Genomic DNA, 22,606 nt, shown 5'->3' on the forward strand with positions numbered 1-22,606 from the left:
CGCCGGGGGCAGGAGGCCGAATACACAGTCATCTACATACATCTACGGATGCCCGCGCGGATGGAACGGCCCTACCGTCATGCGGCATGAGACCCACCTCCCCGTCAACCAGCTGCACCCTCACCGAGGCGGTGTTCGGCTACGCACACGGTCGAGGTGATCGACCCGCGCTGATCGACCTCGGTGCCGGGGTGGTGTACGGCTATCGCCGGCTGGCCGCGGAGGTGACGCGGGGGGCGTCGGGCCTGGTGAGGCGGGGAGCCAGACGGCGCCAGGTGGCCGGGATCCACGTGGACAGCGCGGTGGCCCAGACACTGGCGGTGCACACGGTCATCGCGGCGGGAGGGGTGGCGGCGCCGATCACCTCCGGATGCGAGGAGATGGCCGACCTGCTGGCCGAGTGGGACGCGCGGCTGCTCATCACCACCCCGCGCCTGGCGGACGTGTCGTTGCGGGCCGTGGAGGACTCGCGGGTCCGGCAGGTGATCGCGTTCGGTCAGGCCCGTGACACCGTCGACTTCGCCGACCTGCTGCTCCTGGAGCCCGTCCCGCTGCCCTTCCTCGATCCGGCGGTGCAGCCCGCCCTCCTGATCGACGACGGGGGGGTGCTCACCCACCACGACCTGATCACGCGGATGAACACGCTCGACGAGGGTGCCGAGCTGGGCAAGTCCGACGTCCTGCTGGTGACCTGGCCCCTGAAGTGCAGTCTGGCCATGACGACACTGATCGGGCTGGCGCTGATGCGCGGCTCCCTGGTCGTCGTGGCCCCCGGCCTCGCGTCCGACGAGCTGTCGGCGACGATCCACGACTTCGGGGTCACCGTCGTGGCACTGTCCGACGGAGCCGTCCAGCGCGTCTGACGGCCTCTCCGAGGTGACCTGCAGGTGGTCGCCGACCGTGTCCGACCGTGTCCGGGCGCGTCCGATAGCCTCCCCGAGATGGCCTGGCAGGGGTTTGACCTGGCCTGATGCCCATCCGGCGGCGTGCTTTCCCGTTCCGCTGGGTAGTCAACGATCAGCCCGTTCGACGAAGGGGATCGTCTCCATGGCGCGCGTTCTGATCACCGGTTCCACCGACGGCCTCGGTCTCATGGCCGCCCGGCTGCTGGCCCACGACGGCCATGACGTCACCCTGCACGCACGTAACGACACCCGCGCCGGTGACGCGCGCGACGCGCTGCCGGAGGCCGAAGCCGTCCTCATCGGCGACCTGACCACCATCGAGGGAATGCGGTCGGTCGCCGCCCAGGCCGGCAGGACGGCCCGCTACGACGCGATCATCCACAACGCCGCCGTCGGATACCGGGAGCCGCGCAGGATCGAGACCGCCGACGGGCTCGCCCACGTGTTCGCGGTCAACGTGCTCGCCCCTTACCTGCTCACGGCACTCATCACCCCGCCCGATCGGCTGGTCTACCTGAGCTCGGGCATGCATCGCGGCGGGGACACCGGTCTGGACGACCTCCAGTGGACCGCCCGGCCCTGGGACGGCTCGCGGGCGTACGCTGACAGCAAGCTGCTGGACGTCGTCCTCGCGTTCGCGGTCGCCCGCCGATGGCCCGACGTGCTGTCCAACGCGCTCGAACCCGGCTGGGTCCCGACGAAGATGGGAGGTCCGGGCGCGCCCGACGACCTTTCCCAGGGGCCGGTGACGCAGGCGTGGCTCGCCGTGAGCCAGGACCCCGAGGCCACCGTGACCGGCGGTTACTTCCACCACCGGAAACCGTGTTTCGTCCATCCCGCCGCGCGCTCGCCCGAGTTGCAGGACGGTCTTCTCGACGCGTGCGCCAAGCTGACCGGCGTCTCTCTCCCGTCGCACGCGGCGTGAGCGTCCGGGGCATCGTGTTCCGGGCCGCGTTCCTCATCGCGTGATCGGCCGTCGGCTCCTCAGGACCGCAGCCCTGATGGGCTGACCAGGGAGTCGCCCAGCGCGGTGCGGTGGTACAGGACACCGCGACCGGCGCGGCTCCCGGTGACCAGGCCCGCCCTGCGCAGGGCGGAGATGTGCCCGCCCACGGTCCCCAGGCTCAGCTCCAGCAGGGATACGAGCTGGGTGGTGGTCGCCGGGGTCGCCAACTCCAGCAGGAGGCGGGTCCTGGTTCTGCCGATCAGTCCGGCCAGGCCGTCCGGCGTCTCGGGCGGGACGCCGGTGCCCCGAGCCGGATAGCTGATCGCATACGGCCAGTGGGACTCCAGGTAGGAGCCGATCCCGGTGGGGAACACGGTCGGTATGAAGAGCAGCCCGCGCCCGTCGAGCCGGTGGGTCTCGTCCGCGCCCCTGGAAAGCACCTCGATGACACCGTCGGGACGCCACCGGACCCGGGGGTTGAGGTCGTCGAGTGCCGCGCCCCAGCCGTAGGTCGCGAGGCGGCCCGCCCGCTGGATCACGTCCCGCTCCAGGATCGCGTGGAAGCGCGGCCACGCGGGGGACACGATCTCCTGCCAGATCGCACTCAGCGCCTCGGCGAACAGCCGTACGACCTCTGGCGAGAACAGCACGTCCATGACGGGCCGGGGAAGGCGCGGCGCCCCCTCCAGGTTCCTGGTGATCTCGGCGTGCGCCCGCGCCACCGGGGTGGCCCGCACCACCGCGATCTCCGTCTCGAACGGGGTGTTCACGCCGGTCGGCGGCGGTGCGGGGAAGTCGGCGTTGTAGTACCGCTCGCGGAACAGCGCCACCATGGGAACCAGCCCGGGGTGGGTGAGCAGCAGCCTCTCGTACGGCTCCCGCATCCTGCCGATCCACGCCCGCCACTGCCCGGCCTCCCGCCTGCCGGAGAGGATCCAGAGCGCGTGCTTGGTCACGATGAGCGGGGAGATGGCGAACCTGCTCGCCATGATGTCGTGCGGGGTGACCTCGATGCGGAAGACCACTAGGCGACCTTTCGGATATATCCGAAAGGTTAGTCGGCCGTCCGGGCGTCTTCCACCATCGTGTCCATGACCACACAAGAGCGCGGCGCGACCTATACGGAGGTCTTCGCGAGCCGGGAGTTCCGTGTCCTGTTCGGAAGCTTCACCCTCCTGGTGGCGGGGGACCAGGTCAAGATGCTCGCCCTGTCGGCGCTGGTGTACGCGCGGACCGGCTCGCCGGGACTGTCGGCGGCGGCGTACATGGTGGGTTTCCTCCCCTACATCGTCGGCGGGACGTTCCTGCTCTCGCTGGCCGATCGGCTCCGCCCGCGCGCGCTGATGATCACCGGTGAGCTGCTGCGGATGGTGACCTGCCTGCTCCTCGCCTTCACCGGGCTGCCCGTCTGGGGGATGCTCGTCCTCGTTCTCACCACCGGTCTGTTCTCGCCGGTCTTCGGGGCGGCGCGCAGCGCACTCCTGCCCGACCTGCTGCCCGGCGACGCGTTCGTCCTGGCCAGGTCGGTGCTGAACGTGACGTCCGCCGGGGCCCAGATCGGCGGCCTCGCGGCGGGCGGCGCCATCCTCGCCTTCGTCGGACCCGAGGGGGCGCTGACCGTCACCGCGGTCCTGTCCCTCCTGGCGGCCGCGGTGCTGCGTTACGGCCTGCCCGACTTCCCCGCCAGGAACGCGAGGGGCACCGGCTCGCCCGGCGCCGACACAAAGGAGGGTGGCCCCTCCGGCGGTGGCCTTCCCGATGAGAACCTCTCCGATGGCGAGCTCTCTGACACGGGTATTCCAGGCAGCGGCTCCCTCACCGAGGAGACGGGCAAGGCGGATGCCCGGACCCGGGCGGGTGGCGGCGCCGTACGGGAGACGCTGCGCGTCAACCGGACCCTGCTGACGGACTCCCGCGTACGCGGCCTGCTGTTCGCGCAGTGGTTGCCGATCTCGCTCGTGGTGGGTGCCGAGGCGATGATGGTCCCCTACCTGGGAAACACCGCAGGATTCGCGCTCGCCGCCGCCTCTGTCGGCCTGGCGATCGGAAACTTCGTCATCGGCCGGTTCGTCTCGCCCACCGGAAGGGAACGACTGGCGTTTCCCTTCGCGATCGTGTCGGGCGTCCCCCTGCTCGCCTTCGTCCTCCAGCCGGGGCTCGCGGGAGCCGCGCTGATCGTGATGCTCGCCACCGCCGCGTCGAGCGCCTGCCAGCTGGGATTGCAGCGGTGGTTCGTGGACGCGGTGCCGGAAGCCGTGAGGGGGCAGGCCTTCGGCCTGGCCGCCGCAGGAATGATGACCGGCCAGGCCGTGGGCGGCGCCCTCGCCGGCGTCGCCGCCGAGCTGACCTCCCCGCACATGGCGATCGTCCTCATGGGAGCCGTGACGGTCCTCAGTTCCCTCGCCCTGCACCGCCCCCTGAGAACCGGCGGACAGTCGCCCGCATGACGATGCTCCGCCCCAGGAGACCGGGCATCGTTACGTAATCAACTGACTTCGACGTGCCTTAGTGTAATGATTGGTCAACGCAGCGTCGTGACCTGTCTTTGGGGATGCGGCCCGGCGATGACCACGGATGACGAGCAACCGACAGGAGTACCGTGATATCGAGGCACAGTAGGGGAGGAGCGGTGATGAGTAGACCTCTCGAATCCCCCAACCCTCTCGCCGGTGCCGTTCTCGCGGTGGTGAAGGTGGCCCATGAGCTGAATTGCCAGGTCAACAGGACCAAGCTGTCGAGGTTTCTCTATCTCGCCGACCTGGAGGCCGTGGAGTCGGGATACACCCCGTTCACCGGCGCCACGTGGCGATGGGGCGAGCAAGGTCCCTATGATCACGCGCTTACGCGGGCAGAGGACTGGGTGGTGGAAAGCGAGTTGGTGGAACGCCACGATCATCGGGATACGGGCTGTGGCTCGCACCTGCTCACCCTGACCGTCGATATTGAAGATCCACTGAATGCGACCGACATGGAATGTGTTCGGGATGTGCTTCGCCTGCACGGAGGCAAGAGCGCGACCGACCTTGAGCATCTTTCCCGCGAGACCATTCCCGTCATCGAGGCGCAGGCGGGCGGCGAGCGAGGAGCACTACTCGATCTCAATCGTGCGCGGCGGCGCAGGCAGGTGGAAACGCTTCTAGAGCGCTTCCGGTCACGACGCGGAGCGCGCCCTTCACAGCAGGACGATCCAGGGGTTGGCGCCGTTCTTGAGGCGGAGTTCCGGGGGATGAGAGACGGCCTCCGGCGAGCTAACGCGAAGATGCTGGATGATCAGTGAAGGGTTCCATCCGTAAGGGTGGCGTTTACCTCGTGCCCGACCGGTCGCTCACGATGCCTCCCAATGACCAGCGCAACTTCCATCCGAAACGGCCAGTGATCGTTCTCAGCGGTGACGCGAAAAACGAACAGGACGACTGGCCCTTGGTGTACGTCGTCCCCACGTCAACGGCGACTACGCGCAAGACCGAATACTGCGTCAAGCTCGCCCAGGGAACAGGCAACCTTCCCAGTAAGTGCTGGGTGCGTACGGTCTGCGCCCAGCCGTTCCTCAAGGAGGAACTCGGCGACTATTTGGGACGGTTACCCGCGCAGTACCTTTCCCTGGTCGAGGACAGTCTGTTCGCTTACATGGGTCTCGCTGACTGAGGCACTCTCGGGCACGTTCCCCATGTTCCAGCCTTTTCTGTGATGTTCCCGGCCACAGGGGGGGCAGAGGTCGACGCTTTCGCCGGGGGTGAGGCGTCGGATATCGGCCCTGAGCCGTTCGGCCTCGCTGGCGAGCACGCTCTCCAGCACCTTGACGCCCCAGTCGTTGATCAACCCGTCGTAGATCGCGTACGCGCGTCGGGGTGTCATCCGGGTCAGGGGCGGGTCAGGCGGTCGTAGACGGTCGCGGCCGTCAGGCCGTAGGCGAGGTGCGGGACGATGTCGGAGACCCAGGACGACGCGTCCCACTCGCGCGGATCGGTCAGGCCCAGTGTGGTGAGGGGGGCCACGCTCGCGGCCATCGCCATCGCCGACAGTCCCAGGGCGGCCAACGGCGGCGGGACGCGACGGTCTCCGGTCAGCAGGCCGTACAGCCCGCCGACGCCCAGGCCCGTCGCGTACCCGAGCAGCGCGCCCATGCCCTCGCGCCTGCTGTCGGCGGCCTCCCCCGAGCCGAGGTCGGCACCCGCGCGGTCGGCCAGCTTGCCCGCGGCCTCGGCCGGCAACCCGCTCGCGGCCCGGCCACGTACGACCATGTCCAGGTAGCCGGCGATGTTCAGCGCGGTGGTGCCCGCCGCGCCGGCGAGGATCCCCGCCACCGGGCTCACGCCCGTCGCCTTCCCGCCAGGCGCGGGCAGGCCGGATCGTGGATGTGCCCTGACCCCGTGGCGGTCCTGGCCCGTGGCCGTCGCCGCGGAACGGCTGTCCTCCACCCCTGCGACATGCGCTCTCCCCCGAGTCGGCAACGAGGTCGGTATGCCCGCCGTCGTCACGGCCAACCCCGCGCCGACCTGCGCCTTCGCGGGGACGGAGACAGCGGGGGACAGGGGCAGCGGTGGGACGGGGAGAGGGACAGGGGTCAGCGGTGGGAGAGGGAACCGCTCCTGACGCCCGAGGCGTGCAGGTCGGTCTCCACCCGCGCGGCGGTGGCGAGCAGCGGCGGGAGCAGATCGCGACGGGCGGACTCCGGGGTCGTCCGGCTCGCGTGCGAGGAGATGTTGATCGCGGCGCTCACCCGTCCCGAACGTTCCCTGACGGGGACGGCGATCGAGCGCAGGCCCTCCTCTAACTCCTGGTCGACCATGGCCCAGCCCTGGGCGCGGACCTTCTCCAACTCGGTCCTGAGGGCGGCGGGGGAGGTGATCGTGTTGGGGGTGAACCGGTGGAACTCGACGCGCCCGAGGTAGGCGTCGAGGTCGTCGGGCGGCAGCCAGGCGAGCAGCACCCTGCCCATCGAGGTGCAGTGGGCCGGGAAGCGGGTGCCGATGTTGATGGTCACCCGCATGATCCTGCTGGTGGCCACCCGGGCCACGTAGACGACGTCCTCGCCGTCGAGCACCGCCACCGACGCCGACTCGCGCACCTCGGCGACGAGGCGTTCGAGGTGCGGCTCGGCCACCTCGGGCAGCGAGAGGCCGGACAGGTAGGCGTACCCGAGATCCAGGACGCGGGGGGAGAGCGCGAACAGCCGCCCGTCGGTCCTGACGTAGCCGAGGTCGACGAGCGTCAGCAGGAACCGCCGGGCCGCGGCCCTGGTCAGGCCGGTCGCGCGGGCCACCTCGCTGAGCGTCAGCTCGGGGCTCGTCGCGCTGAACGCCTTGATCACCGAGAGCCCGCGTGCCAGTGACTGGACATGCTCCGAGCCACGGTCAATCGGTTCGGTCATCCCCGCCCTCCCCGTTTCCCTCGAAGTCTCCCTCGGACCTCAGTGCCGCCCGTGCCACCGCGAACGCCCGGTTGGCGGCGGGCACGCCCGCGTAGATCGCGGTCTGCAGCAGGACCTCCTTGATCTCCTCCTCGGTCAGGCCGATGCGGAGCGCGGCCCTCACGTGCATGGCCAGCTCGTTCTCGTGCCCGAGCGCGGCGAGCATGGCCAGCGTGACACAGCTGCGGGTGCGCCGGTCCAGGCCGGGGCGGGTCCAGATCTCGCCCCAGGCGTACCTGGTGATGAACTCCTGGAAGTCCGCGGTGAACGGGGTGGTCGTCGCGACGGCGCGGTCCACGTGCTCGCCGCCGAGCACGGCCCGGCGCGTCGCGTCCCCGGCCTCCCACCTCTTCGTGTCGCTCATCTCCCCGGTCTCCCCGGGCCTCCGCGCATCCGCGTCGCTCATTCTTCGGGCCTCCCCGCGCTTCTGTCCGTCCAAGCCGCTCATTCGTCCGGCCGCCCCGCCCGTGCCCCCGGCTTCCCGCTCGCCCGTGCCGCTCATTTTCCGGTCTCCCGTCCGTTCATGCCACTCGTCCGCGGTCGGTCCGCTCAGGTGCGGGCTCATCCGAGGTTCTCGTGGGCGGCGAGCGCCCGGTCGACGAAGACGGCGGCGGAGCCGAGGGCGCCCGCCGGGTCGAGGGCCGCGTCGATCTCCTCGGCGCTCAGACGGACACCGGGATCGGCGAGCAGGACCTCCCGCAGTTGCGAGCCCTCTCCGGTGGCGCGGGCGCAGGCGGCGTCCACCAGTCGCCGGGCCTCGGGGGTGCCTCCGAGGCGTACGACGACCTGCTCGGCCATGAGCAGCCCGCGGGTCGCGCCGAGGTTGGCGCGCATCCTCGCGACGTCCACGGTGAGGCCCTCCAGTACCTCACGGAGCCAGGAGGCGGCGCTGCCGACGAGCCTGAACAGCTCGCCCAGCGTTTCCCACTCGGCCTGCCAGGGGCCGGCCGCGCGCTCGTGCTCCTGGACCATGCCGTCGAGGATCGAGGCGACCAGCCCGGGGACGCGCTGGACGCAGGCGAGTACGGACATCGAACCCACCGGGTTGCGCTTGTGCGGCATCGCGCTGGAGGTGCCCCGGCCGGGACCCGTCGGCTCGGCGACCTCCGCCACCTCGGTCTGGGCGAGCAGCTTCACGTCGTTCGCGGTCTTGCCGAGTGTCCCGGCGACGGTGCCGAGTGCGCAGGCGAGCCGGGCCACCGGGGTCCGGTCGGTGTGCCAGGGGACGACCGGCTCGGCGAGTCCCAGCTCGGCCGCGAGGAGTGGCGGCACCTCATGTCCTCGCGCGCCGAGGACCGAGAGGGTGCCCGCGGCCCCGCCGTACTGGACCGGCAGCGGCACCCGCGCGAGGCCGGTCCTGGCGTGGTCCAGTGCGCTGAGCCAGCCCGCCGCCTTCAGCCCGAACGTGATGGGTACGGCGTGTTGCAGCACGGTACGTCCGGCCATGACGGTGTCGCGGTGTTCGGACGCCAGTCGCGCGCAGGCGTTCGCGCAGGCCGACAGGTCGGTGAGGACCGGTGCGAGGGCGCGACGGGCGATCAGCATGGCCGCGGTGTCGTTGACGTCCTGGCTGGTGGCGCCGTAGTGGACGAACCGCCGCAGCTCCGGCTCGATCCGTTCTCGCAGGGCGGCGACCAGGGGGATGACGGGGTTGCCGGTCCGCGCGGCCTCGCGGCCCAGTTCGGCGATGTCGTACAGCTCGGGACGGCAGGCCGCGGCCAGCGCGGCGGGCACCTCGGCGGGGACGAGGCCGATCCCGGCCTGCGCGCCGGCGAGCGCGGCCTCGACGTCCAGCATGGCGGCGAGCCAGGCGACGTCCGACACCCGCGCCGACGCCTCGCCCCTGGCGAACATCCCTGAGAACAGGCCGGTGGAGGGGCCTGAAGACGGACCGGACGGGTCGGGCGGACCAGACGCGCCGGACGTGCCGGACGTGCCGGACGCGTCGGACGGGTCGGGCGGGCCGGGATGCGGATCGGAGAACAGGCCGGGAGAAAGGTCGTCGGGAGAGGGGCCTGAGGACGGGCCGCCGGTCGTGGGAGAGATCATGTCCACCTCCGGGTGGTCCGGACGCCGCTCAGGAGCCCGTTCCCTCAAGGACGACGGCGAGGCCTTGGCCCACGCCGATGCAGATCGCGGCCAGACCGTACCCGCCGCCCCTGCGGTGCAGTTCGTGGGCGAGGGCGCCGAGGATGCGCGCCCCCGAGGAGCCGAGGGGGTGGCCGAGGGCGATGGCGCCGCCGTTGACGTTTACGATCTCGGGGTCGAGGTCGGGCCACTCGGCGAGGCAGGCCAGCGACTGGGCGGCGAACGCCTCGTTGAGCTCGACCACACTCAGGTCGGACCAGCCGATGCCCGCGCGCTTGAGTGCCGTGCGGGCCGCGTCGACGGGTCCGATGCCGAACAGGTGCGGCTCGACGCCGATCACCGCGCGGGAGACGATCCTGGCCAGCGGGTCCCGCCCGGATCGGGCGGCACCCGCCTCGTCGCCGATGAGCAGTGCGGCGGCGCCGTCGTTGAGGGGGGAGGCGTTGCCCGCGGTGACGGTGCCGTCGTGGCGGAAGACCGGCTTCAGGCCGGACAGGGACTCCTGGGTCGAGTCGGCCCTGACGGACTCGTCGTGGTCGAGGGCGTCGAGCGGGACCACCTCGCGCTGGAAGACGCCACCCTCCCAGGCCGCCGCCGCGCGCCGGTGGCTGCGCAGCGCGAACCGGTCCTGGGCCTCGCGGCCGATGGCGTAGCGGTTGGCGAGGATCTCGGCGCCCTCGCCCAGGGCGACCGTCCACTCGGCGGGCATCCGGGGGTTGACCATGCGCCAGCCGAGGGCCGTGTCGTGCAGGGACCGCTCTCCCCGCTCGAAGCCCCTCGCGGGCTTGGGCATCACCCACGGCGCCCGGCTCATCGACTCGGAGCCCCCGGCGACCACCAGGGACGCGTCGCCCACGGCCACCGCGCGGGAGGCGGCGATCGCCGCCTCCAGGCCGGAGCCGCACAGCCGGTTGAGGGTCGTGCCGGGCACCGTCACCGGCAGCCCGGCGAGGAGCACGGCCATCCGTGCGACGTCCCGGTTGTCCTCGCCCGCGCCGTTGGCCGCGCCGAAGAACACATCCTCGATCGCGGCCGGGTCGAGGGCGGGGGCGCGGTCGGCCAGCGCGCGGACGACGTGGGCGGCGAGGTCGTCGGGGCGGACGCCCGACAGGGCTCCGCCGTACCGGCCGATGGGCGTGCGGACCGCGTCGAGGATGTAGACGTCGTTCACGGTGGAGGGCTCCTGTCTGGGAGTGCTCGGAGGTCGCGGCCGCCGGTCTGAGGGTGCGCGGAGGTCGTGGTCGCGGCGGACCTCGCCGCCGCTGTCCGCGGGGTCGATCCCTCGGTGATCGTTCCTTGACATATCCGACATAAGCGGCGTAGCTTCCGCGATACGTCTCGTTCGTTGAGGGAATCATTGTTCGCATAACGAACATTATCCCTTAGTCCTTTCCCTCGGGAGGTCCCGTGCCCCGTACGACCCTCATGGATGCGAAGACGTGGACCGGGCAGGTCTTCGGGAACGGCTGGGTGACTTCGCACGCGGGAGACGCGGCCGTGGTCGAGCCCGCCACCGGAGCCGAACTCGGCAGGGTCGGCGTGGCGGGGGCCGAGGACGTGGCGGCGGCGGCCGTGCTCGCCGTACGGGCGCAGCGGGAGTGGGCGGCGGCCTCCTTCGAGGAGCGGGCGGCCGTGCTGCGACGGGCCGGGAGGCTGTTCGAGGATCACGCGGAGGAGATCCAGGACTGGATCGTTCGCGAGGCCGGGTCGATCCGCCCCAAGGCGGGCGTGGAGACACACGTCGCCGCCCAGGAGTGCTACGAGGCCGCCGCGCTGGCGTCCCAGCCGCCGGGAGAGATCCTGCCGACCGTCAAGCAGCGGCTCAGCCTGGCCAGGCGGGTACCGGTGGGGGTGGTCGGCGTGATCGCGCCGTTCAACTTCCCGCTCATCCTCGCCATCCGTTCGGTCGCCCCTGCGCTCGCCCTGGGCAACGCGGTGATCCTCAAGCCCGACCCACGCACCGCCGTCTCCGGGGGTGTCGCCATCGCCCGCGTCTTCGAGGAGGCGGGACTGCCGTCCGGCGTGCTTCAGGTGCTGCCGGGAGGGGTGGAGGCGGGGCAGGCGCTCGTCGGCGATCCGCTGGTACGGGTGATCTCCTTCACCGGCTCGACCTCGGCGGGACGCGCGGTCGGCGAGGCGTGCGGGCGGCTGCTCAAGCGGGTGCATCTGGAACTCGGCGGGAACAGCGCGCTCATCGTCCTGGACGACGCGGACCTGGACCTCGCGGTCTCCGCGGGCGCGTGGGGCTCCTTCCTGCACCAGGGGCAGATCTGCATGACCACCGGACGCCACCTGGTGCACTCCTCGATCGCGGAGGAGTATGTGGCCCGGCTCGCGGAGAAGGCCGACCACCTGCCGGTCGGCGACCCCGCGGGCGGGCAGGTCGCGCTCGGCCCGCTCATCGACTCGGGCCAGCGGGACAAGGTGCACAACCTGGTCACCGCGAGCGTCGACGCCGGGGCGCGGCTGGCGGCGGGCGGTACCTACGAAGGGCTCTTCTACCGGCCCACGGTCCTGGCGGACCTGCCCGAGCGCGCTCCCGCCTACGTCCAGGAGGTGTTCGGCCCGGTGGCGCCCGTCGTGCCGTTCTCCACGATCGAGGAGGCCGCCGCGCTGGCGTCCGACAGCGAGTACGGCCTGTCGCTGGGCATCCTCACCCGCGACGCGATGCGGGGCCTCGCGCTGGCCGACCTCGTTCCCACCGGGATCGTGCACGTCAACGACCAGACGGTGGACGACGAGGCGGTGGCCCCGTTCGGCGGGGTCGGGGCCTCGGGCACCGGCTCGCGTTTCGGCGGAGGACGGGCCAACATCGAGGCTTTCACCGAGACCCGCTGGGTGACGATGCAAGGAAATATCGCGACCTACCCCTTCTGATCGCCTGACCCGACTTCCCCGACGGTGCGCCGTGACGGCGGCAGGCCGTGTCCTGACACCCTTTTGTGATGACCCAGCTGCCCCTGATGGTGCGCCGTGAGGCTTATGGGAGAGTTGGGCAATGTCCGAACGGGGAGTCAGTGTGTCGCGGGCGTCGGGGACGCCGTTGATGCCGCCGGTGTCGTCGGCGTCGCGGGTTCTGCTCATCGCGGGATTCGTGCTCGCGTCGCTCAACCTGCGGCCCGCGCTCGCGGGCTTCTCCCCGGTGCTGGACGAGATCATGAACGATCTCGGGCTGAACGCCGCCGGGGGAGGGGCGATCACCACGGTCATGGTGGTCTGCCTGGGCGTCCTCGGCCCGCTCGCTCCCCTGCTCGCCCGCCGCTTCGGCCTGGACCGCACGCTTCTGGCCGGGCTGCTGATCCTGGCGGCCGGGGTGACACTGCGCGCCGCGGGCAGCGTCCCGGCCCTCTACGCGGGTGCTGCCGTCGCCGGTACGGCCATCGCGGTGATGAACGTCGCGATGCCCGGCGTGGTCAAGCAGCACTTCCCCTCGCGGGTCGGGCCGTTCACCGCGATCTACGTCTCCGGCCTGGTGCTGGGCGCCGCCCTGGCGTCGGGTTCCGTGGTGCCGATCGAGCGGGCCACCGGGCTCGGCTGGCGCGAGGTGACCGCGATGACCGCGATCCCCGCACTGGCCGCGGCGGTGCTCTGGCTGCCCCAGGCGCTGCGCCGCCCCGCTCGCCAGGAGGCCGCGCCCAGGCCGTTCGCCCTGCTGCTCCGCAACCGGGTGACCTGGTACGTCACCGCCTACATGGGCATACAGTCGCTCACCTTCTACATCATGCTGGCCTGGATACCGACGATCTTCAAGGACGCGGGACTCCCCGCCGACCAGGCCGGATACATGCTCAGCCTCACCAACCTGGCCCAGGTGGCGGCCACGCTGACCGTCCCGGTGCTCGCGGGACGCGCCCGGTCACAGGTGCCGTACGTCACCGCCGCGACCGTTCTCACGATCGCCGGATACCTCGGCGTGCTGTTCGCGCCGGCCGCCCTGCCGTGGCTGTGGATGATCGTCCTTGGGGTGGGGCAGGGCGCCTCGATCGCGCTCGCCCTGCTCATCATCACGCTCCGCGCGCCCGACCCGGTCTCGGTGACCGCGCTGTCGGCCGTCGCCCAGTCCGTCGGCTACACGCTGGCCGCGCTCGGACCGCTCCTGATCGGAGCTCTCTACCAGCTCTCGGGCGGCTGGACACTGCCACTGCTGGCGGGGCTCGGCGCGTGCGCCCTGCAACTGGGAGCCGGATTCCTGGCGGGCCGTCCGGTCACGGTGGTCGGCACGGACGGCTCACACCCGGCCGAGGGCTCACCCTCCTCGGCCTGAGCGGACGGCTCACGCCCGGCCGAGGACTCGCCCTCCCGGAACGCACGCCCCCGCCGGGCCGAAGACCCGTCCTCCCCGGGACGGCTCACGCCCCGCCGGGGACTCGTTCGTCCCGGCCCGACACCCGTTCCGGCTTCTCTCCGGCTCGGAAACCGTACCTTTACGAGTCGCTGTCCCCGCGACCCGTTTCCTTTGCGAGTCGTTGTCCCATCGGCCATCTGGGCCTTCTAGCGTCCTGAACATGATCCGTAGGCTTCTGTCCGCGGCGCTGGCGGTCCTCGCGACCGGTACCGTCGCCGTTGTGCTGCAGCAACCCGAACCCGCCACCGCCGAGCCCCGTGGCCGCGAACCCGTCGTCATCGGCCACCGGGGCGCCAGCGCGTACCGGCCCGAGCACACCCTGCTCTCGTACGAGACCGCGATCGCGCTGGGTGCCGACTACATCGAGCCCGACCTTGTCTCGACGAAGGACCACGTGCTGGTGGCCAGGCACGAGAACGAGATCGGCGGCACCACGGACGTCGAGAGCCACCCCGAGTTCGCGGGGCGCCGGACGACCAAGACGATCGACGGCGTCTCGATCACCGGCTGGTTCACCGAGGACTTCACGCTCGCCGAGTTGAAGACGCTCAGGGCCGAGGAGCGCATCCCCGACCTGCGTCCGAACAACACCGCCTTCAACGGACTCGCGGAGATCCCGACCTTCGACGAGGTCGTCGCGCTCGCCAAGCGGAGCGGGGTCGGCGTCTACCCCGAGACCAAGCACCCGAGCTATTTCGACTCCATCGGGCTCTCCCTGGAGGAGCCGCTGATCGAGGTGCTCGGCCGCCACGGCTGGCGCGGGAGCCGCGACCCGGTCTTCATCCAGTCCTTCGAGACCGCCAACCTGCGCGAGCTGAGGAAGAAGACCAGGCTGCCGCTGATCCAGCTCATCACCGCCACCGGCGCCCCGTACGACTGGGTCGCCGCCGGAGACCAGCGCACCTACGACACGATGGTCACTCCTGCGGGGCTCCGTGACGTGGCGGGCTACGCGGACGGCATCGGCGTCGACACCAGGCGGATCGTGCCCGCCGGTCCCGACGGCCGCCTCCTGCCGCCCACCACGCTCGTCCGCGACGCCCACCGCGCCGGTCTGAAGGTCCACACCTGGACCGTGCGGAACGAGAACGCGCAGCTCCCGGTGGACTTCCGGCTCGGCAACCCGGCGAGTCCGGCCTACCCGCGCGCCACCGGCAACGTGATGGGCTGGCTGGAGAGGCTCTACTCCCTCGGCGTCGACGGCGTCTTCGCCGACGACCCGGGCATGGCCAACGCCGTCAGGGCGCGCGTCTTCTGACACGTCCCCGCCCGGCCCTCAGAACGGGGGTCTCGCGTAGGCGAGATCCCCGTACTCCCTTACTTTCTGCGAAACCTCAGTCGACCACACCGTCCTCGCTGAGTGATGATCGTGCCCATGAATGTCTTGGTGCTGGGCGGAACACGCTTTGTTGGCAGAGTGTTCGTGGAACACGCCCTTGCCCTCGGGCATCAGGTGACGACGTTCAACCGCGGCCGGACGGGCCAGGACGTGCCCGGTGTGGAGGTTCTCCGAGGAGACCGGGAGAACGCGACTCATCTCCGCGAGCTGGTCACCGGCCGCGAGTGGGACTGGGTTGTCGACACCAGCGGGTACGTGCCCAAAGTCGTCGGGGATGCAGCCCGTCTCCTGTCGGGCCGGGCGGACGCCTATGTCTTCTTCTCCACCGTCTCGGTCTATCCGGCCTGGCCGGCCGAGCCTGTCAGCGAGGAAAGTCCCGCCTACGAATGCGCACCGGACGTGTCAGGCACGGCTGAGGACGAGGCGACGTGGACGGCCGCGCAGTACGGGGCCTACAAGGCCGGTTGTGAGCGCGCGGCGGTGGACGCCTTTGACGGCCGGGTCACCGTCCTGCGCCCCGGAGTGATCCTCGGGCCACAGGAGAACGTCGGCCGCCTGACCTGGTGGCTACGGCGAATCGAGCGCGGCGGCCGGGTGCTCGCACCGGGGGATGCCACGAAGCCGATCCAGCCGGTCGACATCCGGGACCTGGCCGCGTTCACCCTCAAGTGCCTGGAGAGGAAGACGGCAGGAACCTTCAACGTGGTGGCGCCTCAGGGGCAGGCCACCTTTGGGCGGATGCTCGACGCCTGCGTCGCCGAGATCGGGTCGGATGCCATGTTGACCTGGGTCGACGATGAATTCCTGATCGATCATCGGGTCGGGCAGTGGACCGAGATCCCACTGTGGCGGACTCCCCTGGGCACCTGGTCCGTGGACATGACCAGGGCGGCACACGCCGGGCTGACCTGCCGCCCGATCGAGGAGACGGTGCGAGACACCTACGGATGGTTGTCCAAGAGCGGAGACCCTTCTGCCTACGACCGTCAGGCTCACCACGGGTTGTCCCAGGAGAGGGAGCGAGAGCTCCTTGAGATCTGGAATCGCCGTTAAAAAGAGATGGGCGTTCGCGTGACGGTTTCGGCGGCGAATATCTCGATCTTTCCCGCCAAGGTGGTCGTCTCCCGAGACGGGACCGCAGCGAGTGACGTTCGGACCTGATGAAGCCGCTTCACCAGACCATCGACTCGCTTGTCCGCCGGCAGCGTGAACACGGGGGAGAGGGCGTCCGTTGCTCCGCTGACGTCATCGGAGAGCAGACGGGACGCCGCGAGATCGACGGAGGCGCTCGCTTCGGCGGCGTACCACCGCTCTTCGGTAGGTGCGCGACGGTATAGGGCGAGCGCGCGCTCACATTCGGTCTCCGCATCCGGCGCCAACCCGGCCCTCAGATAAGCGGACCCAGCGCAGAAGGCCTGTCGCGCCTCGTCGAAGCCGAACTCGCCACCCACACCGTCATGCAACTCCCCTTGAGGGCCGCGGGCGTCCCGGGCGCTGCGAATCGCTTTGCGAACCCCCTCGACATCACCGAGCAGGGCGGATGCTCGCGCCGCGATGCTGAGCAGGCGGACCCGGGCGGTGCCGGTGGGGGCGAGAGCGAGGCCCCGTTCCACCAACCGCAGCGCCTGTGCCGGACGGTCGGCCCAGAACTCCACGCAGGCCAGCAGACCGTCGGCCCACGCGGTCAGCTCGTCATGGCCGATGACCTCACCGTAGACCCGGGCCGCCCTGGCCTGCTCCGCCGCCGCGTGCGGGTAGCCGAGGTCGAAGCTCGCGCTCCCCAGCAGCCCGCAGACCTGTCCGGCGACCAGATAGAGGTCACGCTGCTGGCCGGGGTGGCGAGTGCGTTCGATGAGACGATACGTGCGATTGCGGATGCGCGTCAGCTCACCGAAAAGAGGAAGAGGTGCCGCGTGTACGTAGGCGCGGGCAAGGCGGGTGATGTCGTCGCTCAACTGCTCCAGGGCGTTGGGGCCGACGACGGCCGCCTCGGCCTCGGCGGCGTGGTCGCTGGACTCGTTGGCGGCACTCATGATCATCTCCCGTTCGGGTACGGGGACCGGGGTCTTCACGCCTGGGGAGCAGTCGGTGGCGAACCCGAGCTCTACCGGGCCGGTCTGGAAGAGGCGACACAGCAGGTCGAGGTAGTCCGCGCCGGGACGATGCCCGTTCTCCCAGTCCAGCCAGGACCTCTTGGTCAGTCCGCGAGAACCGAGAGCGTGGGTCTGGCACATGCGGTGCATCGCCTGGACGGCCTTGTCCGCGCTGCTCCAGCCCAGAGCGAGCCGGAAGCACTTCAGCGGATGGTGCTCGCAGCACCCGCCAATCTCCGCCGCGATCGCGTGCAGCACACCGATCGGCGGAGGATCCGCCTCCGGGGCGAGTCGGCGTATGCGGATGCGCTGGGCGCAATCGGCGTCATGTCCAGGCTTGGCCATCGTGGGGCCTCCCAAACGTCGTCGGCTACAACGCTACGTCACAGCAGGTGAGCTCGCAGCTATCCATAGGGTGTCCACCGATCTGGGCCGTTTCCCCGGAGACTCGCGACTCTCCGCCTGAACTCTCCGGCGATGGAGGGGCGGTCAGGCAGGGCCGGTAACACCCCGGTCAACATGATCAGTTCGCGAACCTGCCTCAGTAGGGGAAACGCCGCCGAGGCGGTCACGTCGAAGCCGTACGCCGCCAGAAGCTCGTCCGCGGGCGGGTGACCGAAGCGCAACGCGTTTACCGCGGTGGGTACCAGATCCCACGCCCGAGGCCCGTAGCACATCTGATCGAGGTCACAGAGAACCACCCCCTCCCCGCGCCAGAGCAGATTTCCCGCCCATGCATCACCGTGTATCAGCCCGTACGGCAGGCTGCGCCGGAGTGTGGGCAGTTCCGCCTCCAGCCGGTCACACCAGTCCAGCAGAAGACCACGATCACGATCGTGAACGACTTCCCGAGCCAGCCGCAGGTTGCTCCGGGCTTCCGTCACGGGATCCCAGGACGGCAGCGGGGAGGGTGATATCTGCGCGTGCAGTCGTCGTAGCAGTGGTGCGAGCCGTACGACAGGAGGGGAGCCGACCTGCTGGGGAAGATGTTCCCAGAATGTGGCGACCTGGCCGTCCATGAGGATTGCTTCGGGAACGTCACGGTGAATACGTACGGCGGGAAACCCGATGGCTTCGAGCCAGTGCGCCAGATGGACCACCCGACGCGCGCGGGTAGCCGTCTCCGCCGAGGCGATCCGCGCCACGGCTTTGGCACGTGGGAGATGGAAGACCACGTTTACGCACACACGGATCAGCCGGGCGTCCCTACCGTCGATGCCGGCCACGCGGCACAGCCGGAGCAAGGTGGAACTCTCCGACAGGACGGCACTCACCGGCAGAGCTCCCGAGGAGACGACAGGAAGGAGAACTCCTCAAGGCGCTCGACGAGCGCTCGCGCCCGTGGACAGCCGTGAAACCGTGACTCCCCGGCCACCTTGAGGCGTACACCGTTGAGACGCTGGGCCAGACCGTCGATGCGCTGGTGTTCGGGAAGCGACAGGACTTTGGTGATTACAGCCGCGGTTGCCTCCAGGTCACCGTTGAGAAGGTGTCCCACAGCGAGATCGGAGCAGGCGATCGCCTCGTTTCCATAGGCCCGCAGATGCGGCGGGCCTGACTGATAAAGCGAGATCGCCTGTTCGGCGAGAACGATCGCGTTCTCGGGACACCGCAGGTGGATGTACGTGCCAGCGGCGAGATAGGAGTGCTTGGCCAGGTCGAATCCGAACTCGCCGCCGACGTCGTCGTGGAGGTCGTCGTGAGAACCCGAACGATCCCAAGCACTACCGATCGCGCGTAAGGCGTCGGGCCTCATGCCCATCGCCGCCGACGCGAGCGCCTCTATACCGGCGAGGCGCGCGAACGCCGTGGTCCCAGGTGCGTACCGCTTCCCGTCGCGGGCGAGATCGGCCGCCGTCTCAGGGAACCCCGTCCAGTAGGCGATCATGGCCTGGAGGCCGCGTACCCAGGCACGCAGTGCATGGTGATCGATGATCGAGGCGTAGGTCCACGCAGCCCTGGCCTGTGCGGACGCCGCGGCCCGATTGCCCAGGTCAAGGCTCGCGTTGGCGAGCAACCCGCATACCTGCCCGGCCATCAGTGTCAGCTGGACGGCCTGAGCCGGTCGGACGCGTCCGTCCAGCAGCGCGAAGATCTCACCACGCAGCCGAAGCATCCGGTGAAAGAGCGGCATGGGATCGGCGTAGACGTACTCGGCCGCCAGCCGGCGGATCTCGTCGTCGGCATGTTCCAAAGTCACCGTACTCACATCGGTGAGCTGGGCAGCGGCGGCATGCGCGAGTGACTCACGAGCCGCGTCGGCTACAAGGGCCTCTTTGTGGAACGGCGGCGAAGTGGGTCCGCCTACTGGCGCGTATGAGCGCGCGAATCCCAGTTGCACCGGTCCGGTCAGCAACAGCCGGCAGAGAAGGTCCTGGTAGTCGGCGCTGGGCAGGTGCTCCCTCTCCCACTCGATCCATGATCGAGCGGTCAGGCCGCGCGTTCCGAGGCCTTCGCGGGCGCACATCTCGTGAAAGGACGCGACGGCTCTCTCGATGGTCCATCCTCTGGCCAGCCGGTACGCCTTGAGAGGGGAATGACCACAGCAGGAGCGGATCTCCTCAGCGAGCGCACCAGAGGACCTGCCAGGGCTCTGTGCCCGGATCCTCCTGGCGCAATTCACATCGTGACCAGGCATATCCCGACCGTAAGTCAGGTGCTCGCGCGGCAGTGGCCTGTTGAAGGTGTGAATCCGCCGCACTCTCAGTGTGAATCCACCGCACCTGCGTGCGGACCTCTCTCGCTACCGACGGTAATCGGTTCGCGACATCGTTGAACTCGTCCAGCAGTAGAGCAGCAGAGGGAGGCATCGTGGTGACCCTGCTCCAGCCTCGATCGGCCATCGTCGCCGCATGGCCCTTACGAGAGGACGCGCAAGCCGCTGCCCAAGCCAGGAATCTGATCCGGGAGGCTCTCACCGAACTGTTCGTTCCTCGGGATCCGGTGGACGACGCGGTGCTCATGGTGAGCGAGCTGGTGGGGAACGCCGTCATGTACGGGGACCCGCCTTTCGAGCTGGTCCTGCGATCCCTCGGGGAAGAGTTCCGTGTCGAGATGACAGACAGCGGCACCGTCAGACCGGCCATGCGTGCCACCGGAGTCGAATCAGAACACGGTCGTGGCTTGGGCATCGTTTTCGAGCTGTCGGGAGGCCGCTGCGGTTGGCGTAACGCCACCTACGTCACCAGAAGCGGACCGGAAGGCAAAGCCGTCTGGTTCATCGTCCCGACGAGCCGGATGGATCCGCCGTGAGGACCGGTCCTGAGAAACCCGCCCTGAGCCTTCAGCGACTGGTTGGCCGCCGGTCATGCGAATTCGTTCCCGACCAGCCCTGCCCCGTGAGGAGGTCGACATCATGATCAAGATTGCACTCTACGGAAGGCCGGGAGCCGGTAAATCCACGTTCGGAGCCTTCCTCGGCCAGGAGTTCACCGCCGTCGGCGTGCCGGTCGTACCCCTGAAGCTCGCCGCTCCGCTGTACACACTCCAAGCTGTCATCCACGTGTTCGCGGGACGCCCCCTGCTGGACCTCGGCCAGCAAGACGGGTTGTTGCTCAACGACCTGGCCGTTCACCTGCGCCGGATCAACTCCGCCGCGCTGATCGACCCATTCGTCCGTCGGGTCGTCCAGGCCGCCGAGAAGTATCCCGGCGGTGCGGTGGTGTGCGACGACATGCGAGCTCCTGACGTCGAGGCGCTGGCCGAGATGGGCTTCCTTCTGGTGGAGGTGTGGGCACCGGAGAGGATAAGGCAGCCCCGCAAGCAGGCCCGCGGGGATCTGTCGCCGGGCGCGGACGACCATGTCACCGAGCTTCCGCCGGACTGCGCTCCCCACCACCGGGTGATCAATGACGGTGGCTTGAAGCAGTTGCGAGGCCGGGCGGCCGAGCTCGTGCGCGAAGTCATGCCGTGATCCTCACCGGACCAGAGATCATCCGCCAACAGAAGGCAGGACGCATCGCCCTGGAGCCCTTCGACTCCGAGCAGGTCAACCCCAACAGCTACAACTACCGTCTGGGTGCGGTGCTGCGCACATATCGCGGTCCAGTGGTCGACGCGCTGGGGGAGCACTTGGTGCGGGAGATCACCATTCCCGACGAGGGAGCCGTACTGCGGCCGGGCCGGGTGTACCTGGGTACCACCGTCGAGCGGATCGGCAGCGACCACTACGTGCCATCTCTGATCGGCCGCTCCTCTCTCGGGAGGCTCGGCGTCTACCTGCAGGTCTCCGCCGACCTGGGAAACCTGGGTGCGGTTCACCGCTGGACGTTGGAGATCGTCGTGTGTCAGGCCGTCCGCGTCTACGCCGGGATGATCGTCGGCCAGGTGTCCTTCTGGGTTCCCTCCGGTGACCGGCTTCCCTACGACGGCCACTTCGGACGCTTCTCCGAAGCCGTCCCTCCCTATCCCGGCCTGCTGACCGCAGGGCGCCGCCCCGCTCGCAGAGGAGCCAAGGAATGATCTTGACGGGACCGGAGATCACTCGCCAGTACGAGGCAGGCCGCATCACCATCGAGCCTTTCCACGCCGAGCAGGTCAATCCCAACAGCTACAACTTCCGCCTCGGCGCCACCCTGAAGGTCTACACCGATGAGGTGCTCGACGTACGCCGTCCCAATCCGGTGAAGGAACTGGTCATCCCCGAAGCGGGGCTGATCCTGAAACCGGATCGGATCTATCTCGGCAGCACGGTCGAAATCATGGGCAGCGATCACTACGTGCCGATCATCCGGGCTCGCTCCGGAATCGCACGTCTTGGCCTGTTCGTACACGTGACCGCCGACCTGATCGACATCGGCTCCGTCAACCAGTGGACGCTGCAGCTTCACGCCGTACAGCCCGTCCGTGTCTACCCTGGTCTGCTGATCGGCCAGGTGACGTTCTGGATCCCCCAGGGCGACATCACTCTCTACACGGGCAAGTACCAGGGAACGCGCGGACCGCAAGAATCACAGATTCACCGCGACTTCCTCGTTTCCGCAGGCGTCGTCGTATGACCGCCGTAGAGAGAGGCGATCCGAGCGGCGCCTGCCAGGACGAGGTCGGCCGGCGTCTGGTGGCCGCAGCCCACGAGCTGATCGCCGAACGGTACGTCCTCGCCCGTCACCAGATCGGCGCCGCGTTGCTGGACACGGACGGCGCCGTTCATCTGGGCTTGCACCTGGACGCCATGGTCGGCCGCGCGGCGATCTGCGCCGAAGCGGTTGCGCTGGGGGTCGCACGGATGGCCACTGGGGCACCACTGGTCGCGGTCGCCGCGGTGCGCTTTCCCAAACCCAGCGAAGACGGCCCGGCTCGCATCGTCCCGCCGTGCGGGCTGTGCCGCGAGCTCCTGCTCGACCATGAACCGGGCTTGTCGGTGGTGGTCTCCGTCGAGGGCGTCGGCACGTGCGCTCCACTCGCGGAACTGCTGCCGCACAAGTACGTCGGCACCAAATGGCCAACCGGCCCTGTTCCATCGCCTCCCGCGCGCACCTGAA

Annotated in this window: 23 protein-coding genes; 14 read left to right on the forward strand and 9 right to left on the reverse strand. The window is 69.6% G+C overall.

Annotation, left to right across the window (positions count from 1 at the left end; genetic code table 11):
- Nucleotides 1–86: 86 nt before the first annotated feature.
- Together ACFY3D_RS14000 and ACFY3D_RS14005 are read left to right on the forward strand one after the other, a co-directional pair.
- Nucleotides 87–863, forward strand: coding sequence for an AMP-binding protein (locus ACFY3D_RS14000; protein WP_389979059.1), 777 nt, complete (start codon nucleotides 87–89; stop codon nucleotides 861–863).
- Between the two features lie 184 nt (nucleotides 864–1,047).
- Nucleotides 1,048–1,830, forward strand: a complete 783-nt coding sequence (locus ACFY3D_RS14005; RefSeq protein WP_389979062.1) for an SDR family NAD(P)-dependent oxidoreductase — start codon at nucleotides 1,048–1,050, stop codon at nucleotides 1,828–1,830.
- Between the two features lie 59 nt (nucleotides 1,831–1,889).
- On the opposite strand, the gene ACFY3D_RS14010 is transcribed toward ACFY3D_RS14005, so the two are convergent.
- On the reverse strand, nucleotides 1,890–2,876 hold the full coding sequence (locus tag ACFY3D_RS14010; RefSeq protein WP_389979065.1) for an ArsR/SmtB family transcription factor: 987 nt from the start codon (nucleotides 2,874–2,876) through the stop codon (nucleotides 1,890–1,892).
- 66 nt (nucleotides 2,877–2,942) lie between these two features.
- Here ACFY3D_RS14010 and ACFY3D_RS14015 point away from each other — a divergent pair, with 66 nt between their 5' ends.
- The 3 genes from ACFY3D_RS14015 (at nucleotide 2,943) to ACFY3D_RS14025 (ending at nucleotide 5,496) form a co-directional block, all read left to right on the forward strand.
- A complete protein-coding gene (locus ACFY3D_RS14015) occupies nucleotides 2,943–4,298 on the forward strand; it encodes an MFS transporter (protein ID WP_389979068.1) in 1,356 nt (451 codons plus the stop codon).
- Nucleotides 4,299–4,483: 185 nt separating this feature from the next.
- The gene (locus tag ACFY3D_RS14020; protein ID WP_389979071.1) at nucleotides 4,484–5,128 is read left to right on the forward strand and encodes a hypothetical protein; all 645 of its coding nucleotides are present in this window, start codon (nucleotides 4,484–4,486) and stop codon (nucleotides 5,126–5,128) included.
- Nucleotides 5,125–5,496, forward strand: a complete 372-nt coding sequence (locus ACFY3D_RS14025) for a type II toxin-antitoxin system PemK/MazF family toxin (protein ID WP_389979074.1) — start codon at nucleotides 5,125–5,127, stop codon at nucleotides 5,494–5,496. The genes ACFY3D_RS14020 and ACFY3D_RS14025 overlap by 4 nt, the downstream gene beginning before the upstream one ends.
- A 215-nt stretch (nucleotides 5,497–5,711) precedes the next feature.
- Here the strand turns inward: ACFY3D_RS14025 and ACFY3D_RS14030 are convergent, their stop codons facing one another.
- The 5 genes from ACFY3D_RS14030 to ACFY3D_RS14050 form a co-directional block, all read right to left on the reverse strand.
- Nucleotides 5,712–6,164, reverse strand: a complete 453-nt coding sequence (locus tag ACFY3D_RS14030; RefSeq protein WP_389979077.1) for a hypothetical protein — start codon at nucleotides 6,162–6,164, stop codon at nucleotides 5,712–5,714.
- A 251-nt stretch (nucleotides 6,165–6,415) separates the two neighbouring features.
- Complete coding sequence (locus tag ACFY3D_RS14035; RefSeq protein WP_389771318.1) at nucleotides 6,416–7,222, reverse strand: IclR family transcriptional regulator; 807 nt, start codon at nucleotides 7,220–7,222, stop codon at nucleotides 6,416–6,418.
- The gene (gene pcaC / locus ACFY3D_RS14040; protein WP_389979080.1) at nucleotides 7,206–7,625 is read right to left on the reverse strand and encodes a 4-carboxymuconolactone decarboxylase; all 420 of its coding nucleotides are present in this window, start codon (nucleotides 7,623–7,625) and stop codon (nucleotides 7,206–7,208) included. Before pcaC ends, ACFY3D_RS14035 begins: the two co-directional genes overlap by 17 nt.
- 197 nt (nucleotides 7,626–7,822) lie before the next feature.
- On the reverse strand, nucleotides 7,823–9,310 hold the full coding sequence (pcaB, locus tag ACFY3D_RS14045) for a 3-carboxy-cis,cis-muconate cycloisomerase (protein ID WP_389979082.1): 1,488 nt from the start codon (nucleotides 9,308–9,310) through the stop codon (nucleotides 7,823–7,825).
- 28 nt (nucleotides 9,311–9,338) lie between these two features.
- Nucleotides 9,339–10,520: a thiolase family protein gene (locus ACFY3D_RS14050; RefSeq protein WP_389979085.1), complete on the reverse strand. Its 1,182-nt coding sequence runs from the start codon at nucleotides 10,518–10,520 to the stop codon at nucleotides 9,339–9,341.
- 254 nt (nucleotides 10,521–10,774) lie between these two features.
- Between ACFY3D_RS14050 and ACFY3D_RS14055 the strand changes: the two genes are divergently transcribed.
- The 4 genes from ACFY3D_RS14055 to ACFY3D_RS14070 all read left to right on the forward strand — a co-directional run bounded on the left by ACFY3D_RS14055 (nucleotide 10,775) and on the right by ACFY3D_RS14070 (nucleotide 16,086).
- Nucleotides 10,775–12,226 (forward strand): benzaldehyde dehydrogenase, encoded by a 1,452-nt coding sequence (locus ACFY3D_RS14055; RefSeq protein ID WP_389979195.1) that lies wholly within the window; start codon nucleotides 10,775–10,777, stop codon nucleotides 12,224–12,226.
- A 121-nt stretch (nucleotides 12,227–12,347) separates the two neighbouring features.
- Complete coding sequence (locus tag ACFY3D_RS14060; RefSeq protein ID WP_389979088.1) at nucleotides 12,348–13,613, forward strand: CynX/NimT family MFS transporter; 1,266 nt, start codon at nucleotides 12,348–12,350, stop codon at nucleotides 13,611–13,613.
- 241 nt (nucleotides 13,614–13,854) lie between these two features.
- The gene (locus ACFY3D_RS14065; RefSeq protein ID WP_389979090.1) at nucleotides 13,855–14,952 is read left to right on the forward strand and encodes a glycerophosphodiester phosphodiesterase; all 1,098 of its coding nucleotides are present in this window, start codon (nucleotides 13,855–13,857) and stop codon (nucleotides 14,950–14,952) included.
- 117 nt (nucleotides 14,953–15,069) lie between these two features.
- Nucleotides 15,070–16,086, forward strand: a complete 1,017-nt coding sequence (locus tag ACFY3D_RS14070) for an NAD-dependent epimerase/dehydratase family protein (RefSeq protein ID WP_389979093.1) — start codon at nucleotides 15,070–15,072, stop codon at nucleotides 16,084–16,086.
- Here ACFY3D_RS14070 and ACFY3D_RS14075 read toward each other — a convergent pair.
- The 3 genes from ACFY3D_RS14075 to ACFY3D_RS14085 are packed head-to-tail and all read right to left on the reverse strand — an operon-like array spanning nucleotide 16,083 to nucleotide 19,593.
- Nucleotides 16,083–17,471 (reverse strand): XRE family transcriptional regulator, encoded by a 1,389-nt coding sequence (locus ACFY3D_RS14075; RefSeq protein WP_389979096.1) that lies wholly within the window; start codon nucleotides 17,469–17,471, stop codon nucleotides 16,083–16,085. The genes ACFY3D_RS14070 and ACFY3D_RS14075 overlap by 4 nt on opposite strands.
- Nucleotides 17,472–17,530: 59 nt before the next feature.
- A complete protein-coding gene (locus ACFY3D_RS14080) occupies nucleotides 17,531–18,400 on the reverse strand; it encodes a phosphotransferase enzyme family protein (protein WP_389979099.1) in 870 nt (289 codons plus the stop codon).
- Nucleotides 18,397–19,593, reverse strand: coding sequence for an XRE family transcriptional regulator (locus ACFY3D_RS14085; RefSeq protein WP_389979102.1), 1,197 nt, complete (start codon nucleotides 19,591–19,593; stop codon nucleotides 18,397–18,399). The genes ACFY3D_RS14080 and ACFY3D_RS14085 overlap by 4 nt, the downstream gene beginning before the upstream one ends.
- Before the next feature lie 344 nt (nucleotides 19,594–19,937).
- Between ACFY3D_RS14085 and ACFY3D_RS14090 the strand changes: the two genes are divergently transcribed.
- The 5 genes from ACFY3D_RS14090 (at nucleotide 19,938) to ACFY3D_RS14110 (ending at nucleotide 22,605) form a co-directional block, all read left to right on the forward strand.
- Complete coding sequence (locus ACFY3D_RS14090; protein WP_389979105.1) at nucleotides 19,938–20,378, forward strand: ATP-binding protein; 441 nt, start codon at nucleotides 19,938–19,940, stop codon at nucleotides 20,376–20,378.
- 103 nt (nucleotides 20,379–20,481) lie between these two features.
- Complete coding sequence (locus ACFY3D_RS14095) at nucleotides 20,482–21,039, forward strand: hypothetical protein (RefSeq protein WP_389979107.1); 558 nt, start codon at nucleotides 20,482–20,484, stop codon at nucleotides 21,037–21,039.
- A complete protein-coding gene (locus ACFY3D_RS14100; protein WP_389979109.1) occupies nucleotides 21,036–21,587 on the forward strand; it encodes a hypothetical protein in 552 nt (183 codons plus the stop codon). The genes ACFY3D_RS14095 and ACFY3D_RS14100 overlap by 4 nt, the downstream gene beginning before the upstream one ends.
- Nucleotides 21,584–22,123 carry a hypothetical protein gene (locus tag ACFY3D_RS14105; RefSeq protein WP_389979112.1) on the forward strand — a complete coding sequence of 180 codons (540 nt, stop codon included), beginning with the start codon at nucleotides 21,584–21,586 and terminating at the stop codon, nucleotides 22,121–22,123. Before ACFY3D_RS14100 ends, ACFY3D_RS14105 begins: the two co-directional genes overlap by 4 nt.
- Entirely contained in the window at nucleotides 22,120–22,605 is a 486-nt protein-coding gene (locus tag ACFY3D_RS14110) for a hypothetical protein (protein ID WP_389979115.1), read from the forward strand. Before ACFY3D_RS14105 ends, ACFY3D_RS14110 begins: the two co-directional genes overlap by 4 nt.
- Nucleotide 22,606: the final 1 nt, after the last annotated feature.

The organism is Streptosporangium sp. NPDC000509, assembly GCF_042898365.1.
Classification (GTDB): domain Bacteria; phylum Actinomycetota; class Actinomycetes; order Streptosporangiales; family Streptosporangiaceae; genus Streptosporangium.

Excerpts from the sequence above, each read along its gene's own strand:
- ACFY3D_RS14000 (WP_389979059.1), top strand. The coding sequence starts at position 87 with ATGAGACCCACCTCCCCGTCAACCAGCTGCACCCTCACCGAGGCGGTG.
- ACFY3D_RS14005 (WP_389979062.1), top strand. The coding sequence starts at position 1,048 with ATGGCGCGCGTTCTGATCACCGGTTCCACCGACGGCCTCGGTCTCATG.
- ACFY3D_RS14015 (WP_389979068.1), top strand. The coding sequence starts at position 2,943 with ATGACCACACAAGAGCGCGGCGCGACCTATACGGAGGTCTTCGCGAGC.
- ACFY3D_RS14020 (WP_389979071.1), top strand. The coding sequence starts at position 4,484 with ATGAGTAGACCTCTCGAATCCCCCAACCCTCTCGCCGGTGCCGTTCTC.
- ACFY3D_RS14035 (WP_389771318.1), bottom strand. The coding sequence starts at position 7,222 with ATGACCGAACCGATTGACCGTGGCTCGGAGCATGTCCAGTCACTGGCA.
- pcaC (WP_389979080.1), bottom strand. The coding sequence starts at position 7,625 with ATGAGCGACACGAAGAGGTGGGAGGCCGGGGACGCGACGCGCCGGGCC.
- pcaB (WP_389979082.1), bottom strand. The coding sequence starts at position 9,310 with ATGATCTCTCCCACGACCGGCGGCCCGTCCTCAGGCCCCTCTCCCGAC.
- ACFY3D_RS14055 (WP_389979195.1), top strand. The coding sequence starts at position 10,775 with ATGGATGCGAAGACGTGGACCGGGCAGGTCTTCGGGAACGGCTGGGTG.
- ACFY3D_RS14060 (WP_389979088.1), top strand. The coding sequence starts at position 12,348 with ATGTCCGAACGGGGAGTCAGTGTGTCGCGGGCGTCGGGGACGCCGTTG.
- ACFY3D_RS14065 (WP_389979090.1), top strand. The coding sequence starts at position 13,855 with ATGATCCGTAGGCTTCTGTCCGCGGCGCTGGCGGTCCTCGCGACCGGT.
- ACFY3D_RS14070 (WP_389979093.1), top strand. The coding sequence starts at position 15,070 with ATGAATGTCTTGGTGCTGGGCGGAACACGCTTTGTTGGCAGAGTGTTC.
- ACFY3D_RS14075 (WP_389979096.1), bottom strand. The coding sequence starts at position 17,471 with ATGGCCAAGCCTGGACATGACGCCGATTGCGCCCAGCGCATCCGCATA.
- ACFY3D_RS14085 (WP_389979102.1), bottom strand. The coding sequence starts at position 19,593 with ATGTGCGCCCGCGAAGGCCTCGGAACGCGCGGCCTGACCGCTCGATCA.
- ACFY3D_RS14095 (WP_389979107.1), top strand. The coding sequence starts at position 20,482 with ATGATCAAGATTGCACTCTACGGAAGGCCGGGAGCCGGTAAATCCACG.
- ACFY3D_RS14105 (WP_389979112.1), top strand. The coding sequence starts at position 21,584 with ATGATCTTGACGGGACCGGAGATCACTCGCCAGTACGAGGCAGGCCGC.
- ACFY3D_RS14110 (WP_389979115.1), top strand. The coding sequence starts at position 22,120 with ATGACCGCCGTAGAGAGAGGCGATCCGAGCGGCGCCTGCCAGGACGAG.